This is a genomic window from Herbiconiux oxytropis, from assembly GCF_024979315.1.
GTDB lineage: Bacteria > Actinomycetota > Actinomycetes > Actinomycetales > Microbacteriaceae > Herbiconiux > Herbiconiux oxytropis.
The window spans coordinates 129139-144043 of record NZ_JANLCK010000003.1 but is presented as its reverse complement, the minus strand read 5'-3'; the positions used below and the strand labels follow the sequence as shown (position 1 = coordinate 144043).

Below are 14905 nucleotides of genomic sequence, written 5' to 3'. Positions count from 1 at the left end.
CTCACTCCGACGCGTGCATGGCCGCGAGCATGCGCCGCGCGATCGTGCGATCGATGTCGTCGGGCACCGGCTGCGCACCGGGCGTGAGAGCGGCCGCGTCGAGCGCGACGCGCTCGAGCGAGAGGGTCTGCAGCAGGAATCCCAGATCCATCGACTCGAGCGAGTTGCCCTTGGGCTCCTTGCCCGCGAGGTTGAACATCCGCCCACCGGCGAGCAGCACGACGTGACGGCCGCTCGGGAGGTCGATGCGCTCGACCGCTTCGATGATCTCGCGAGAGCCGGTGGCCACCGCCCGGAGGCCCTCGACGTCGATCTCCCACGGGAAGTGGCCGCAGTTCGCGAGCACCGCGCCGTCGTGCATGAGCTCGATCGCCTCGAGAGTGAGCACCCCGGGGTGACCGGTGGCCGTGATGAACACGTCTCCCCACGGCGCGAGGTCGGTGGCGGTCGACACCCGGAAGCCGTCGAGCGCGGCCTCGAAGGCTTTCAGCTCGTCGATCTCGACCACGGCCACCTTGCCACCGAGGGCCCGCAGGTAGTGCGCCACTCCACGACCGCACCAGCCGTAGCCGAACACGACGAACCTCCGCCCGGGCACCATGAGGTTGGTGATGCGCATGAAGCTCTCGACCACCGACTGCCCCACCGCGTGCTTGTTCTCGCCGATCGCCTTGAGCAGGCTGTCGTTGATGACGATCATCGGGAAGGGGACGGCGCCCGCGAGCTCGCTCCGCAGGCGGTCGCCTCCGGACGTGGTCTCCTCCGTGCCGCCGATCACCGAGGCCGTGACACCTCGGCTCACGATGCCGGCGGCGAGGTCTCCCCCGTTGTCGAGCAGCATGTCGGGCTCCGCGTCGAGCACGCGCGCGACGTTGGCGTGGTGCTGTTCGAGCGAGTCGTCGCGGCGGCCGAAGAGCGTGAGCGGAGCGGCGCCGTTCGCCGAGGCGTAGGCGTTGAGGTAGGCCACCACGTCGTCTTGAGTGGAGCCGTGGTTGCCGGTGCCCACGATCTCCGCGCCCCCGGCCGAGAGTGTCTCGAGGAGCACCGCGGTCTTCGGCTCGATGTGCAGCGACATGCCGATGCGGCGGCCGTCGAACGGGCGCGTGCGCGACAGCTCCTCGCGCGCGGCGGCGAGCAGGGGCATGCGGGAGCGGATCCACTCGACGCGCGCGGCGCCGGTGGCTTCGAGGCTGGTGTCGGTCATGCAGGGAGTATTGCACAGATCCGGACACATATGAAGGTCGTTTTCATATATGCTCGACGGATCGGCATGCAGGACCGAGACCAGGCAGAAGGAGACCCCGTGGCCCAGAAGATCATCCTCGATTGCGATCCCGGGCACGACGACGCGATCGCCATCCTTCTGGCGCACGGCAGCCCCGAGATCGAGCTGCTCGCCGTCACGACGGTCGCCGGCAACCAGACACTCGAGAAGGTCACCCGCAACGCCCTCGCCGTGGCCGAGATCGCCGGCATCACGGGAGTGCCGTTCGCCGCCGGCTGCGCCCGCCCGCTCGTGCGACCCGTCGAGGTGGCGCCCGACATCCACGGCGAGTCCGGGATGGACGGCCCGGTGCTGCCAGAGCCCACCCTCGAACTCGACTCCCGGCACGCCGTCGACCTCATCATCGAGACCGTGATGGCGCACGAGTCGGGCACCGTCACGCTCGTGCCCACCGGTGCCCTCACGAACATCGCGATCGCGGCGCGCAAGGAGCCGCGGATCGTTTCGCGCGTCAAGGAGATCGTGCTCATGGGCGGCGGCTACCACGGCGGCAACTGGAGCGCCACGAGCGAGTTCAACATCATCATCGACCCCGAGGCGGCTCACATCGTGTTCAACGAGAGCTGGCCGCTCACCATGGTGGGGATCGACCTCACCCACCAGGCCCTCGCCACCCCCGAAGTCGTCGAGAACTTCCGCGCGATGCCGACGGCGCCCGGCCGCTTCGTGGTCGACCTGCTCGAGTTCTTCGGCACCACCTATCTCGAAGCGCAGGGCTTCGAGCACCCGCCCGTGCACGACCCGTGCGCCGTGGCCTACGTGATCGACCCGAGCGTCATGACGGTGCGCAAGACCCCGCTCGACATCGAGCTCACGGGCACGCTCACGCTCGGCATGACGGTGGCCGACTTCCGCTCCCCCGCGCCCGCCGACTGCACCACCCAGGTGGCGGTCGACCTCGACCACGCCAAGTTCTGGGCACTCGTCGCCGATGCGGTCACCCGAATCGGCGACCCGCAGAGCACCGCGTGAGACGGACGAGCACGCGGCTCCACGCGAACGCGGTCCCGAGCGCCAGCTGCCGCACCGGGTAGCGCCATCTGCTTGAAAACCGCCAGGTTCGAGCAGTGAGCGCTACCCCGCGCACGTCCGAGCAAGGGACGCAGCACAACGCAGCGTCAGCCCTGCACATCGAAGCGGGGCCGGGAGCGCACACCGGCGTCAGCCGCGCACGTCGTGGAGGTGGTGCACCGGGTCGTGGATGATGTAGCGCGCGAGGGTGTCGACGGTGAAGACCGAGCCGTCGCTGCGTCGCCCGGACCGGTCCCAGGCATCCGCCGGCACCGCCTCGAGCTGCAGGGCGAGCACCTCGGCAGCCGCGAGCAACTCGCGCGTCACCTCCGCCGGATCCTGGGACCCGTAGCGCTCCTGCTCCGCCGTCGCGTCCTGGTCCCAGTCGGCGAACTCCGGATCCTCTTCGTCGAGCAGCAGGGCGAACCGCACGCTCGCGATGCGGAACACGTCGCGCACGTGCGCGCCGTACTCGAGCGCCGACCACGTCGCCGGATCCGGCCGCACCGCTGCGTCCGGCCGTGCCAGCACCGCCGGCCAGCCCTCCGCGTTGGAGCGCAACAGCCCGGGCACCGACGCCGCCGCCGTGGCGGAGGAGTCGAAGCCGCATTCGGGGCACTCGCGCTCGAGCACCCAGGTCCAGTTCTTGGTGTCGGGAACGATCGTCATGATCCGAGCGTAGGCATCCGGATGCCCACCCTCCACACGACGACGGCCACACCCCGCGCAGTTCCTGCCAGGAGCTACGAGATCCGCTCCGCCACCAGCGGCCCGAAGCCCTCGTACGCCCCGGCGTCGCCGATCTCCCACGCGCCTTCCAGCGACGAGAGCGCCCGCTCGAACCGCGACGGCTCGTCGGCCGACAGTGTGAACAGCGCCTGTCCCTCGGTCACCGTATCGCCCGGCTTCGCGTGCAGATCGATCCCCGCGGCGTGCTGCACGGCATCCTGGGCCCGGGCGCGCCCGGCACCGAGGCGCCACGCGGCGATCCCGAACGGCAGCGCCTCCTGGCGCAGCAGCACTCCGGCGCGCGGCGCGTACACCGTCGTGGTCTCGCGGGCGACCGGCAGCGGCGCCGTCGGGTCGCCGCCCTGGGCGCGGATGACGGCGTTCCAGGAGTCCATCGCGCGCCCGTCGGCGAGAGCGGCCGCCACGTCGGCGTCGGGCTGCCCGGCGAGCCGGAGCATCTCCGAGGCGAGGGCGAGCGTCAGCTCCACCACGTCGGCGGGCCCGCCGCCGGCGAGCACCTCCACCGATTCGCGCACCTCGTTGGCGTTGCCGATGGCGAGGCCGAGCGGCACGTTCATGTTCGTGAGCAGCGCCGTGGTGCGCACACCGGCGTCGTTGCCGAGGTCGACCATGGTCTTCGCGAGCTCGCGCGAGAGCGCGATGTCCTGCATGAACGCGCCCGAGCCGAACTTCACGTCGAGCACGAGCGAGTCGGTGCCCTCGGCGATCTTCTTCGACATGATCGACGAGGCGATGAGCGGGATGGCCTCCACGGTTCCCGTGATGTCGCGGAGCGCGTAGAGCTTCTTGTCGGCCGGTGCGAGGCCGGATCCCGCCGCGCAGATGACGCCGCCGACCGAGTCGAGCTGCGCGAGCATCTCCTCGTTCGAGAGCGACGCGCGCCAGCCGGGGATCGACTCGAGCTTGTCGAGCGTGCCGCCGGTGTGACCGAGCCCGCGGCCCGAGAGCTGCGGCACGGCCACTCCGAACGAAGCGACGAGCGGCATGAGCGGAAGGGTGATCTTGTCGCCCACACCACCGGTGGAGTGCTTGTCGACCGTCGGCTTGCCGAGCGAGGAGAAGTCCATCCGCTCGCCCGAGGCGATCATCGCGAGCGTCAGGTCGCGGATCTCGTCGCGCGACATCCCGTTGAGGAGGATGGCCATCGCGAGCGCGGCCATCTGCTCGTCGCCGACGAACCCGCGGGTGTAGGCGTCGATCAGCCAATCGATCTCGGGGGTCGACAGCGTTCCCTTGTCGCGCTTCGTGCGGATCAGATCCACGACATCGAACTTCTCTGCAGCCATGGCAGTCCTCCAGGTCTCTGCCGAGACGTCATTTCTCACACGACACCACGGCGGGAGGTGTGGAAAGTGACGGTTCGGCGCTATTCGGCGTTGTGGTAGGCGGCGAGGGTGCGGGGCCCGAAGGCATCCGGGATGACCTCGTCGATCGTCTTGATGCCCGAGACCGTCTCGAGCAGCATCCCCTCGGCCGAGTGCTCGTAGAGCAGCTGCCGGCAGCGGCCGCACGGCATGAGGGCGCCGCCGTTGCCGTCGACGCAGGTGAACGCCACGAGCTTGCCACCACCGGTCATGTGCAGCGTCGAGACGAGCGTGCATTCGGCGCACAGTGTGAGCCCGTAGGAGGCGTTCTCCACGTTGCAACCCGAGATGATGCGCCCGTCGTCGACGATGGCGGCGACCCCCACGGGGAACTTCGAGTACGGCACGTAGGCCTTCTCCATGGCCGACAGGGCGACGGCGCGGAGTGCATCCCAGTCGTAGGCAGAGTCCGAAGCAGAAGCCACGATCACGACCCCACGTACGGCTTGCCGGCCGCGGCCGGACCCCGCACGCGGCCCACGAGCCCCGCCACGGCGAAGATCGTGACCACGTAGGGCAGCATGAGCATGAACTCCGAGGGCACGGGCGACCCGATGATGCCGAGCACGTTCTGCAGGTTCGACGCGAAGCCGAACAGCAGCGCGGCGAGCGTGGCCCTGATCGGGTCCCACCGCCCGAAGATCACCGCCGCGAGGGCGATGAAGCCCGCGCCCGCCGTCATCTCCTTGTTGAACGCTCCGACCGACCCGAGCGTGAAGTACGCACCACCGAGTCCGGCGATCGCACCGGCGAGCGACACGTTCCAGAACCGGGTGGAGTTGACCTTGATGCCCACGGTGTCCGCAGCCTGCGGATGCTCGCCCACGGCGCGCACGCGCAGGCCCCACTTGGTGCGGAACAGGCCCCAGAAGACCAACGCCACGGCGATGTACATGAGGTACACCACGATGGTCTGGCGGAACAACGTGGGGCCGATGACCGGGATCTCGGACAGCAGCGGGATGGGGATGCGGTCGAAGCGCGGCGGCGAGTTGAGCAGCCCCGGGTCTTCGGTGAGCACCTGCGAGTAGAGGAACGACGTGAGTCCGGTGACGAGCACGTTGAGCACGACGCCGACGATCACCTGGTCGACGAGGTACTTGATGGAGAACGCAGCGAGCACGAACGACACGATCGCTCCGGCGACCACGGCGCCGATGAGCCCCACGAACGGGTTGCCCGTGACCGAGGCCACGACCGCCGAGACGAATGCCCCGGCCAGCAGCTGCCCCTCGATGGCGACGTTGACGACTCCCACGCGCTCGGAGATGACACCGCCGAGAGCACCGAAGATCAGCGGCACACTGAGCGAGACGGTGCCGATCAGGAGCCCCGGCACCGGGATGGTCTGTCCGGCCGCGGCCCAGGTGAGGAACCCCACGAGGAACAGCACCGCGAAGACCGCGATGACCCACAGCCGCACTCTGCGATCCTTCGAGACCAGCCACGCCGAGAAGGCGGTGAGCGCCACGAGCAGGACAGCGAGCACGATGCCCGTGCCGCGGGTGGGCAGCACGACCTCGGGCAGCTGGATCAGGTCGGAGTCGGTCGAGAGGCGGAACGTCGACGATCCGTCGCGGCCGAACACCACGAACAGCAGGATCGCGATGACGGTGAAGACGGCGAAGACGATCGGCGCCTTCCAGCTCTTGATGACGATCGTGGTGAGGCCGGACGTCGAGTCCGGGTTGTTGTGCTCGGTGGGCGGCACCCCGGCGTCGGAGGCCAGGTTGTTGGTCGAGACGTTCTCGCTCACTTGGCGATCACCGCCTTCTGGGTCGGTGCGGCCGGCGTCTTGCGCGCCTTGGGCTTCGTGGGTTTCGACGGATCCGGCAGCCGGAACACGGTGCGGATGAGCGGCGGTGCGGCGATGAACAGCACGATGAGCGACTGCACGACGAGCACGATGTCGATCGGGATGCCCTGCGAGGCCTGCATCGCGAACCCGCCGGCTTTGAAGGCGCCGAAGAGGATGCCGGCCACGAAGATGCCCCACGGCTTCGAGCGGCCGAGGAGCGCCACGGTGATGGCGTCGAAGCCGATGCCCGCGTCGAGCCCCGAGCTGAAGCCCGACGACAGCGGGCCGAGCACTTGCGAGACGCCCGCGAGACCCACGAGCGCACCGGAGATGAGCATCGCGTAGACGTACATGTTCTTGACGTCGATGCCGGCCACCCGCGCGGCGTTGGGGTTGAGGCCCACGGCACGGAACTTGAAGCCGAGCGACGAGCGGCTGAGCAGCCACCACACGAACACGGTGGCCGCGATCACGAGGATGAAGCCGAAGTTGAGGTTGAACTGCGGCCCGAGGAGGTCGGGGAACACCGCCGTGTCCATGATGGGCGGCGACTTCGGGTTGTTCGATCCGGGCGCCTGGAGGAGGGGCGTGCGGAGCAGGTAGGAGACCAGGTAGAACGCCACGTAGTTGAGCATGATCGTGACGATCACCTCGTGGGCTCCCGTGCGGGCCTTGAGGAGACCGGCGAGGCCGCCCCAGATGCCGCCGCCGATGAGACCGGCGAGCACCGCGAGCACCATGTGCAGCCCCCAGGGCAGGTCGAGGGTGAAGCCCACCCAGCCGGCGCACGCAGCAGCGATGAGCATCTGCCCACGGCCGCCGATGTTGAACATGCCGACGCGGAACGCCAGCCCCACGCCGAGGCCGGCCGCGATGAGCGGCGTCGCGAAGGCGAGGGTCTCGGTGAACGGCTTGATCTGCGCGGCGAACTCCGGCCGGTTCGGGTTGAACACCGATCCCTGGAACAGGGCGACGTAGGCGCCGGAGACGGCCTTCCAGATCTCGGCGAGCGTGTCGGCCGGGCGGGCGAAGAAGTAGCCGGCCGCCGCCTGCACGTTCTCGTCGGTGAGGGCGATCAGGATGCCGCCCGCGATCATCGCGAGCACGACGGCGAGGATCGAGATCATGACGCTTCCGCCGGTGATCTCGGTCAGCGTCCTGCGCCACCGAGACGGCGGCTCGGCCACCGGAGCGGGCTTGGTCAGGGTGGTGTCGCTCACGCGGCGGTTCCTTCCACGTCGATACCGGCGGGGACTTCGCCCGCCATCATGAGACCCAGCACGTCGCGCGAGGTGGTGCCCGGAACGATGCCCACGATGGATCCGCGGTACATCACGGCGATGCGATCGGCGAGCGCGACGACCTCGTCGAGCTCGGTGGAGACGACCACCACGGGGATGCCCTCGTCGCGCGTGGCCACGATGCGCTTGTGCACGAACTCGATCGATCCCACGTCGATGCCGCGGGTGGGCTGCGCCGCCACGAACAGCCGGAGCTCCCGCGAGAGCTCGCGCGCGAGCACGACCTTCTGCTGGTTACCACCGGAGAGGCGGCCGACAGCGGTCTGGATGCCCTGAGAGCGCACGTCGAACTCCTTCGACCTGTCCTCGGCGAAGCCGTTGAGGAACGACAGCTGCAGGTTGCCGCCCTTGACGAAGGGCTTGCCCTCGGAGCGGTCGAGCATGAGGTTCTCGGCGATCGTGAACTCCCCGACCAGGCCGTCCTCCTTGCGGTCCTCCGGCACGAACCCGACACCCGCGTCGAGCACCTTGCGCACGGACATGCCCACGAGGGAGCGGCCGTCGAGCGAGACGGTGCCGGAGACACGTGACTGCAGGCCCATGAGCGCTTCCGTGAGCTCGGTCTGGCCGTTGCCCTGCACGCCGGCGATGGCGAGGATCTCGCCCGCCCGCACCTCGAACGACACGTCGTTGACCACGACCTGGCCGCGGGGGTCGATGACCGAGAGGTTCGAGACCTGGAGGGCCGGCTTGCCGGGCTGTGCGGGCGCCTTCTGCACGGTCAGCTCGACCGCGCGGCCCACCATGAGCGAGGCGAGCTCGGCGTTGGTTGCGGTGGGCGAGGCCTCGCCCACGACCTTGCCGAGGCGGATGACCGTGATGCGGTCGGCGACCTCGCGCACCTCGCGCAGCTTGTGGGTGATGAAGACGATGGAGGTGCCGCGCTCCTTGAGCAGCCGCATGATCGCCATCAGCTCGTCGGTCTCCTGCGGCGTGAGCACGGCGGTGGGCTCGTCGAACACGAGTACCTTCGCGTCGCGCGAGAGGGCCTTGATGATCTCGACCCGCTGCTGCACGCCCACGGGGAGATCGTCGACGAGCGCATCCGGATCGACGTCGAAGCCGAACCTGTCGCTGATCTCGCGCACCTTCGCGCGAGCGGCGTTGAGGTCGAGGCGACCGCCGAACTTCGTCTGCTCGTGGCCGAGCATCACGTTCTCGGCGACGGTGAAGACGGGGATGAGCATGAAGTGCTGGTGCACCATGCCGATGCCGGCGTTCATGGCGTCGCCCGGGCCTGCGAAGTGCTGGACGACGTCGTCGAGCACGATCTCGCCCTCGTCGGCCTGGTAGAGACCATAGAGCACGTTCATGAGGGTGGACTTGCCCGCGCCGTTCTCACCGAGAAGGCAGTGGATCTCGCCCGGCTCGACCGTGAGGTCGATGTGGTCGTTCGCGGTGAGGGCACCGAATCGCTTCGTGATGCCCCGCAGTTCGAGTTTCATGGAGTCAATCTACCTACTCCCCGGAGGGGGGCCATGGAGTCCGCCAAAGAAGAGGTCGGGGGAACCAGCAGCGCTGGTCCCCCCGACCGGTGTCGCGTTCAGGACGCGGATTCCTTACGGGGTCGAGGGCGACTCGACCGTGATGTCACCGGAGATGATGCCCTCGCTGATCGTGTCGAGCTCCGCCTGCAGGTCGGGCGAGACCTTGTCCTCGAAGTCGTGGAACGGTGCGATGCCCACGCCGTCGTTCTCGAGCGTGCCCACGAACGGGGTGGCGTCGAAGTCGCCGGCGGCGGAGGAGTCGACCACGTCGACCACACCGGCCGCGACGCCCTTCATCACCGAGGTGAGGAAGAGGTCGGCCAGATCGGGAGCGGTCTCGTAGTTGTCGGAGTCGACGCCCACGAGGGCGATCTCCTTGCCGGAGTCGCGGATCGCCTCACCGGCGGAGAGGAAGATCGGTCCACCGACGGGGAGGATGACGTCGGCACCCTGGTCGATGAGGCCCTGCGCGACGGTCTTGGCCTCGACACCGGCGGCGAAGCCACCCGTGAACTGACCCGTCTGAGCGGCGACGTCCCAGCCGATGGCCTTGACGTCGGTGCCCTTCTGCTCGTTGTAGTAGCTCACACCGTCGACGAAGCCGTCCATGAAGATGGTGACCGACGGGATCTGGATGCCGCCGTAGGTGCCCACGGTGCCCGTCTTGCTGTAGCTCGCCGCTGCGTAGCCGGCCAGGAACGCCGCCTGAGCGGTGTCGAAGACGATCGGCTTGACGTTGTCGGCCTCGATCGACGAGTCGTCGATGATCGAGAAGTTCACGTCGGGGTTCGCCTCGGCGGCGGACTTGGTGGCGTCGGCGAGGAGGAAGCCGACCGAGATGATCAGGTTGCAGTTCTGCGAGACCAGGTTGTCGATGTTGGGCTCGAAGTCGGTCTCAGCGGCCGACTCGACCGTGACGGGCTCGACGCCGAGCGCGTCCGAGGCCTCCGTGAGGCCCTCGAAGCCGGCCTGGTTGAACGACTTGTCGTCGAATCCGCCCGAGTCGGAGACCATGCAGGGGATGAAGTCGCTCGCGGCCTCTCCGCCGCTCGTGGATGCGGTGTCCGACGGCGCGGACGCGCATCCGGCCAGAAGAGCTGCCACACCCAGTGTGGCGAAGCCGGCCACGCTGGCCCGGCGAAGGTTGATGCTCAAGATGTCCTCCAAGATGCTGCCCTGCAAGGTGCGCAGGGGCTGTGTGGGAGCAACGTTACTAAATGTGACGCCCCAGGACAGGGGTGACCGGTCTTAGCCGCCCAAGCGTTACAAAGCCGCGATCACGCCGTAATCTGCGCGAAATGTCCACTGCCCGACCATGAAACGTCAGGGAGCGCTCGGGGAGTCCACCACGATGCCGCCGGCCACGATCTCGGCCTGCAGGGCCTCGATCTCGGCGCGCAGCTCCTCCGGCACAGAAGCCTCGAGGTCGTGGAAGGGTGCGAGCGCCACGCCCTCGTTCTCGAGCGTGCCGATGTAGGGGTCGGCCGAGAACTCGCCATCGATGTCGTCGCCGACGATCTGCACCACGGCGTCGCCGGTGTTCTTCAGCACGCTCGTGAGCACCACGGGGCGGTACTCGGCCGGCAGTGTCTCGTAGCCGTCGTTGTCGACCCAGATGAGCGACGCCGATCCGGATTCGAGCACCGCTGACGCCGCGCCCTCCCCCACCTGACCGGCGACCGGCAGGATGACATCGGCGCCCTGGTCGAGGAAGCCCTGGGTGACGGTCTTGCCCTTGTTGATGTCCTCGAAGTCGCCCGTGAACACGCCGTCCTGGGCCGCCTTGTCCCAGCCGAGCGCCCGCACCTGGGTGCCGTGCACCTCGTTGTACTTGGCGACGCCGTCGACGAAGCCGTCCATGAACAGGGTGACCGGGGGCTGGTTGCCGCCCCCGAACGTGGCCACGACGCCCGTCTTGGAGACACCGGCGGCGAGGTAGCCCGCGAGGTACGAGGCCTGCGCGGTGTCGAAGACGATCGGCTTGACGTTGGGAGCGTCGACCGTCTCGTCGACGATGGCGAAGTGGGTGTCCGGGAAGTTCCCGGCCTCCTCGAGGGTGGCGTCGGCGAGCTCGTAGCCCACGGTGAGCACGAACGTGCAGCCGCTGTCGACAGCCTGCGTGACGTTGGGGGCGAGGTCGGTCTCGCCGGTCGAGACGAGCACCTGCGCGTCGATGCCGAACTCCTCCTGGGCCTCCTGCAGGCCGGCCCAGCTGGACTGGTTGAAGGAGCGGTCCTCGAGCCCGCCCGAATTCGTCACCATCCGCGCGCAGTAGTCTCCACCCGCGTCGGCGCCGCCGGTGGGGGCGGAGGGCGCAGGAGCGCACCCTGCGAGGACGAGGGCCACGGCCCCGGACAGGATCCCGGCGGTGAGGGTGCTTCTTCTCATCCTCGAATTCTAGAGAACATCTCCGGATCCACCGGCGCGCAGCGCGTCGACGACCGACTTGACCCGCTGAGCGTGCTCGCTGGTCGTGACCAGGAGCGCATCCGGGGTGTCGACCACGACGATGTCGGTCACACCGATGAGGCTGATCACGCGTTTGGAGTGCGACACCACGATGCCGGTGGAGGAGTCGGCCAGCACCCGGGCGTTCTTGCCCAGGATGGCGAGATCGGTGCCGCGTCCCGAGCTGTGCAGCTTGGCGATGGAGGCGAAGTCGCCCACGTCGTCCCAGTCGAAGTCGCCCGGGATGACGGCGAGGATGCCCGCGGCCGCGGCCGGCTCGGCGACCGAGTAGTCGATCGCGATCTTCTTGAGGGTGGGCCAGACCTTGTCGACGACCTCGCCGCGCCTGGAAGTGTCCCAGGCCTCGGCGAGCTCGAGCACCCCGGCCAGCAGCTCGGGCTCGGAGGCGCCGAGCTGCTCGAGCAGGCGGTCGGCCCGGGCGATGAACATGCCGGCGTTCCAGAGGTAGTTGCCTGCCTTGAGGTACTTGCGGGCCGTCGGCAGATCGGGCTTCTCCACGAAGTTGTCCACGCGGAGGGCCGCCTCGGCGCCCTCCACCGAGAGCGGCTCGGCGCAGCGGATGTAGCCGAAGCCCACGGCGGGATCGGTGGGCGTGATGCCGATCGTGGCGATGTAGCCCTCGTCGGCCACGGCGACGGCCTGCATCACTGCCGAGCGGAAGCGCTCGGGGTTGGCGATCACGTGGTCGGCGGCGAAGGAGCCGATGATGACGCCGGGCTCACGGCGCTCGAGGATGGCGGCGGCGAGGGCGATGGCGGCGGTGGAGTCGCGCGGTTCCGACTCGAGCACCACGTTGAGGTCGGCGAGGTGCGGCAGCTGCTCCTCCACGGCGGCGCGATGGGCGCGGCCGGTGACCACCATGATCCGCTGCTCGCCCGAGAGGGGGGCCAGGCGCTCCCACGTGTCGCGCAGCAGGCTCTGGCCCGAACCGCTCAGGTCGTGCAGGAACTTCGGGGCGTCGGCCCGGGAGAGCGGCCACAACCGCGATCCGATGCCGCCCGCCGGGATGACGCTGTAGAGACGGCCGAGCGCGGAGGGGGTGGTCTTCATGGGGCACAGCCTATACAGGGGGTCTGAACCCCCTGACGTTCGCCCACCGAGAACCCTCCCGTCACCCTCCGTGCACCCTCCGGGCACCCGTGATTCCTACGGTGGAGCCGTGACCGGGCTCAGCCCGAGCCGACAGGGTCGCACCCACACCGGAGGCGCTTCATGCGTGTTGCCATCGTCAGTGAGAGTTTCCTACCGACCGTCAACGGAGTGACCGGCAGTGTCTGCAAGGTGCTCGACCACCTCGCCGACAACGGCCACGAGGCGATGGTGATCTGCCCGGCCGCGGGCTCGCCCTCGCACTACCGGGGATTCCCCGTGCACCAGGTGCCCGCGGTGGCCTACCGCCAGTTCCCGGTGGGCATCCCGAACGCGCAGCTGGCACGACTGATCGGGCGCTTCCGCCCCGATGTCGTGCACGCGGCCTCCCCCTTCCTCCTCGGCGCGCAGGCCATCGCGGCCGCCAACCGGCAGGACATCCCCTCGGTCGCGATCTTCCAGACGGATGTCGCGGGCTACGCCCGTCGCAACCGGCTCGGCTCGGCCTCGAAGCTCGCCTGGCGCTTCGTGCGCTGGATCCACGACGGCGCCGACCGCACTCTCGCCCCCTCCACCTCCTCGCGGAACGACCTCGAGGGCGCCGGCGTGCAGCGCATCGAGCTCTGGGGCCGCGGCGTCGACCTCGACCGCTACCACCCGAACCACCGCACCCGCCCGGCCGCGGCGGCTCTGCGCTCCCTCCTCTCCTCGAACGGCCGTGACGTCGTCGTCGGCTACGTCGGCCGCGTCGCACCCGAGAAGGGCCTCGAGCGATTCGCGGCCCTCCGTGGCATCCCCGGCATCCACCTCGCGATCGTGGGCGACGGCCCCTCCGACGCGTCGGTGCGCAAGCTCCTGCGCGGAATGCCCGTGACCTACCTCGGCCGGCTCTCCGGCGAACAGCTGGCGGATGCCTACGCGAGCTTCGACGTGTTCGCCCACACCGGCACGGAGGAGACCTTCGGCCAGACACTGCAGGAGGCGCACGCGGCCGGCCTCCCGGTCATCGCCCCCGCCGCAGGCGGCCCGATCGACCTCGTGCGGCACGGCGAGAACGGCTACCTCTTCGATCCGGACGACGACCGCGACTTCGCCCTGCGGGTGGCCTCGCTCGTCGTCGATCCCGAACTCCGGATGCGGATGGGCGAGGCGGGGCGGCGCACCGTCATCGGCACATCGTGGTCGTCGGTCTGCGACGAACTGCTCGGCCACTACCAGGCGGTGATCGCGGCCCGCGCCGCCCGCCGCCGCACTCCGGTCGGCTCACACGTCTGAATACAAGACCGTATGCGGTAGCCTTCCCGGCTTGTGTTTGTGCGGGAGGGCTGCCCTCGCGGGGCTGTATACAAGTTAGGCGTGCCTTACAAGCGGGTTCGCCGAACTCGACATAGACTGCCCATGGTCGCGCATCGGGTTCTCACCATCCGCAGTGGGGGCGATGGCGAGCTCTATCTAAGCCAAGGAGGGTTGTTCATGCCTGAGAATTCGGCAGGAACGATGACGCCGAGGCGGCCCGCCGGAACTCTGTACCGCGGCCGTGAAGGCATGTGGTCCTGGGTCCTGCACCGCATCACCGGCGTAGCGATCTTCTTCTTCCTACTCGTCCACATCCTCGACACCGCGATGGTGCGGGTGGCGCCGGAGGCCTACAACGCGGTCATCTCGACCTACCAGAACCCGATCATGGGCCTCGGCGAAGTCGCCCTGGTCGGTGCTATCGCGTTCCACGCGTTCAACGGCATCCGCATCATCCTGATCGACCTGTGGTCGAAGGGCGCGAAGTACCACCGTCAGATGTTCTGGATCGTCATCGGCGTCTGGGTCGTCACGATGCTGGCGTTCACCCCGCGCCACCTGATCAATGTGTTCAGCCACCTCCCGGGAGCAGGTCACTGATGGCGACGACGATCGAGACCCCCCGCGCCCCGCACTCCGTGCGCCGCAACCGAGGCGTGAACTGGGAGAAGTGGGGCTGGATCTACATGCGCGCCTCGGGCGTCGTGCTCCTCATCCTGATCTTCGGGCACCTCTTCGTGAACCTCATGGTGGGCGACGGCATCAAGGCCATCGACTTCGCCTTCGTGGGCGGAAAGTGGAGCGACCCGTTCTGGCAGGTGTGGGACACGCTGATGCTCTGGCTCGCCCTCATCCACGGCTCCAACGGCATGCGCACGATCGTGAACGACTACTCGACGCGTCCGCTCGTGCGGAAGATCCTGCTCGGCGCCATCGCGGTCTCGGCCGTGACCCTGATCACCCTGGGAACCCTCGTGGTCTTCACCTTCGATCCGTGCCCCGCGGGCTCGCCGGCCGATCTGCTGCCGTCGTTCTGCCCCGTCAACCAGTAGTCC

The 14905-nt window shown here is 68.7% G+C and carries 14 protein-coding genes; 4 read left to right on the top strand and 10 right to left on the bottom strand.

From position 1 onward, the window contains the following. Position 1 precedes the first annotated feature (1 nt). On the bottom strand, positions 2-1204 hold the full coding sequence (locus tag N1028_RS06550; protein ID WP_259526065.1) for an adenosylhomocysteinase: 1203 nt from the start codon (positions 1202-1204) through the stop codon (positions 2-4). Positions 1205-1270: 66 nt separating this feature from the next. Here N1028_RS06550 and uriH point away from each other — a divergent pair, with 66 nt between their 5' ends. Further along, positions 1271-2257, top strand: a complete 987-nt coding sequence (gene uriH / locus N1028_RS06545; protein WP_375163420.1) for a uridine-preferring nucleoside hydrolase UriH — start codon at positions 1271-1273, stop codon at positions 2255-2257. Positions 2258-2446: 189 nt separating this feature from the next. Here uriH and N1028_RS06540 read toward each other — a convergent pair whose 3' ends face one another. The 9 genes from N1028_RS06540 to N1028_RS06500 all read right to left on the bottom strand — a co-directional run bounded on the left by N1028_RS06540 (position 2447) and on the right by N1028_RS06500 (position 12515). Further along, positions 2447-2965, bottom strand: a complete 519-nt coding sequence (locus N1028_RS06540) for a DinB family protein (RefSeq protein ID WP_259526063.1) — start codon at positions 2963-2965, stop codon at positions 2447-2449. 74 nt (positions 2966-3039) lie between these two features. Beyond that, complete coding sequence (locus tag N1028_RS06535; RefSeq protein WP_259526062.1) at positions 3040-4332, bottom strand: thymidine phosphorylase; 1293 nt, start codon at positions 4330-4332, stop codon at positions 3040-3042. 80 nt (positions 4333-4412) lie between these two features. Then, positions 4413-4835, bottom strand: coding sequence for a cytidine deaminase (locus N1028_RS06530; protein ID WP_259526061.1), 423 nt, complete (start codon positions 4833-4835; stop codon positions 4413-4415). Positions 4836-4837: 2 nt separating this feature from the next. Then, positions 4838-6121 carry an ABC transporter permease gene (locus N1028_RS06525; protein WP_375163421.1) on the bottom strand — a complete coding sequence of 428 codons (1284 nt, stop codon included), beginning with the start codon at positions 6119-6121 and terminating at the stop codon, positions 4838-4840. Positions 6122-6162: 41 nt separating this feature from the next. Continuing rightward, a complete protein-coding gene (locus N1028_RS06520; RefSeq protein WP_259526060.1) occupies positions 6163-7428 on the bottom strand; it encodes an ABC transporter permease in 1266 nt (421 codons plus the stop codon). Beyond that, entirely contained in the window at positions 7425-8954 is a 1530-nt protein-coding gene (locus tag N1028_RS06515; RefSeq protein ID WP_259526059.1) for an ABC transporter ATP-binding protein, read from the bottom strand. The genes N1028_RS06520 and N1028_RS06515 overlap by 4 nt, the downstream gene beginning before the upstream one ends. A gap of 114 nt (positions 8955-9068) precedes the next feature. Next, entirely contained in the window at positions 9069-10151 is a 1083-nt protein-coding gene (locus tag N1028_RS06510) for a BMP family lipoprotein (RefSeq protein WP_259526057.1), read from the bottom strand. Between the two features lie 168 nt (positions 10152-10319). Then, the gene (locus N1028_RS06505; RefSeq protein WP_259526056.1) at positions 10320-11384 is read right to left on the bottom strand and encodes a BMP family lipoprotein; all 1065 of its coding nucleotides are present in this window, start codon (positions 11382-11384) and stop codon (positions 10320-10322) included. A gap of 9 nt (positions 11385-11393) precedes the next feature. Beyond that, on the bottom strand, positions 11394-12515 hold the full coding sequence (locus tag N1028_RS06500; RefSeq protein WP_259526055.1) for a mannose-1-phosphate guanylyltransferase: 1122 nt from the start codon (positions 12513-12515) through the stop codon (positions 11394-11396). 162 nt (positions 12516-12677) lie between these two features. Here N1028_RS06500 and N1028_RS06495 point away from each other — a divergent pair, with 162 nt between their 5' ends. From N1028_RS06495 to N1028_RS06485, 3 genes are all read left to right on the top strand, one after another. Beyond that, positions 12678-13829 carry a glycosyltransferase family 4 protein gene (locus N1028_RS06495; RefSeq protein ID WP_259526054.1) on the top strand — a complete coding sequence of 384 codons (1152 nt, stop codon included), beginning with the start codon at positions 12678-12680 and terminating at the stop codon, positions 13827-13829. Between the two features lie 198 nt (positions 13830-14027). Beyond that, the gene (gene sdhC / locus N1028_RS06490; RefSeq protein ID WP_259526556.1) at positions 14028-14450 is read left to right on the top strand and encodes a succinate dehydrogenase, cytochrome b556 subunit; all 423 of its coding nucleotides are present in this window, start codon (positions 14028-14030) and stop codon (positions 14448-14450) included. Continuing rightward, positions 14450-14902 carry a succinate dehydrogenase hydrophobic membrane anchor subunit gene (locus N1028_RS06485; RefSeq protein ID WP_259526053.1) on the top strand — a complete coding sequence of 151 codons (453 nt, stop codon included), beginning with the start codon at positions 14450-14452 and terminating at the stop codon, positions 14900-14902. The genes sdhC and N1028_RS06485 overlap by 1 nt, the downstream gene beginning before the upstream one ends. Positions 14903-14905 lie beyond the last annotated feature (3 nt).

What these genes read in the sequence shown, in the direction of transcription:
- N1028_RS06550 (WP_259526065.1), bottom strand. Translation starts at nt 1,204, where the DNA reads ATGACCGACACCAGCCTCGAAGCCACCGGCGCCGCGCGCGTCGAGTGG.
- uriH (WP_375163420.1), top strand. Translation starts at nt 1,271, where the DNA reads ATGCAGGACCGAGACCAGGCAGAAGGAGACCCCGTGGCCCAGAAGATC.
- N1028_RS06540 (WP_259526063.1), bottom strand. Translation starts at nt 2,965, where the DNA reads ATGACGATCGTTCCCGACACCAAGAACTGGACCTGGGTGCTCGAGCGC.
- N1028_RS06535 (WP_259526062.1), bottom strand. Translation starts at nt 4,332, where the DNA reads ATGGCTGCAGAGAAGTTCGATGTCGTGGATCTGATCCGCACGAAGCGC.
- N1028_RS06515 (WP_259526059.1), bottom strand. Translation starts at nt 8,954, where the DNA reads ATGAAACTCGAACTGCGGGGCATCACGAAGCGATTCGGTGCCCTCACC.
- N1028_RS06505 (WP_259526056.1), bottom strand. Translation starts at nt 11,384, where the DNA reads ATGAGAAGAAGCACCCTCACCGCCGGGATCCTGTCCGGGGCCGTGGCC.
- N1028_RS06500 (WP_259526055.1), bottom strand. Translation starts at nt 12,515, where the DNA reads ATGAAGACCACCCCCTCCGCGCTCGGCCGTCTCTACAGCGTCATCCCG.
- N1028_RS06495 (WP_259526054.1), top strand. Translation starts at nt 12,678, where the DNA reads ATGCGTGTTGCCATCGTCAGTGAGAGTTTCCTACCGACCGTCAACGGA.
- sdhC (WP_259526556.1), top strand. Translation starts at nt 14,028, where the DNA reads ATGCCTGAGAATTCGGCAGGAACGATGACGCCGAGGCGGCCCGCCGGA.
- N1028_RS06485 (WP_259526053.1), top strand. Translation starts at nt 14,450, where the DNA reads ATGGCGACGACGATCGAGACCCCCCGCGCCCCGCACTCCGTGCGCCGC.